The sequence below is a fragment of the Actinomadura sediminis genome, assembly GCF_042675525.1.
GTDB classification, from domain to species: Bacteria; Actinomycetota; Actinomycetes; order Streptosporangiales; family Streptosporangiaceae; genus Spirillospora; species Spirillospora sediminis.
Genome location: NZ_JBHTJA010000257.1, coordinates 1 through 742, shown reverse-complemented (window position 1 = coordinate 742; position 742 = coordinate 1). Strand labels below are relative to the sequence as shown.

Genomic DNA, 742 nt, shown 5'->3' with positions numbered 1-742 from the left:
CGCCGCGTGGCGCGTCGGCCGCCTCCGCGCCGAGCTCCCCGCCCTCGCGGCGGGCACCGCCGCCCGCGTCGACGCCGACCTCGCCGCCGTCCCGCCGCTGCCGGACCTGACCGACGCCGAACTGGCCGCCGCGCTCCACTGGACCCGCGCGACCCTCACCGCCCTGCACGGCCTCGAGGCCCTCGCCGGGACGATCGCGGGCGGCGGCGGACCGGGCGGCGCGACGGCCGCCGCCCACGGCCTGGCCGCACTGTCCCGGGGCCGCGCCCGGGGCCACGACGACGCCCGCATCATCGCGACCGCCCCGGACGTCCTCACCCTCACCCCGCCCGCGATATGCCCCGCCCGCCCCCTCCCCCCGACGGCCCCGAGCGCGCGGCCCGAAGCCGTCCGGAACCCCGGCGTCCGTCCGGACGGCTCCGGCGCGCGGGCCGAGGGCGGGGGGTTGCCGGCTCGGGAGGAGCTGCGGCTCCGGATCCGGTGGGTGCAGGAGCTGGGGGCCCGGGTCGCGTGGACGGCGGGGGTCCGGCTCGCGGAGGGCGGGGCGCTCGCGCGGGCGGAGCTGGTGCGGGCGTTGCGGCTGGAGGAGCTGGTGGCGGCGCTCTACGGCGGGGCGCTGCCGGCGGACCTGGAGCGGCGCCCGGCGCCGCCGCGGACGGCTCCGCTGCCGGCGGCGTTCCGGCTGGCCGGGGAGCGGATCGTCGCGGAGGCGGCGCCGCCGGGGGACGGGGCGCGGCCCGCG

General features: G+C 83.4%; 1 protein-coding gene. It reads left to right on the top strand.

The genetic code is table 11. The features are described 5' to 3' along the window. A partial coding sequence (locus ACFQ11_RS37765; protein ID WP_378307760.1) for a hypothetical protein occupies nucleotides 1-742 on the top strand: 742 nt, incomplete at both ends.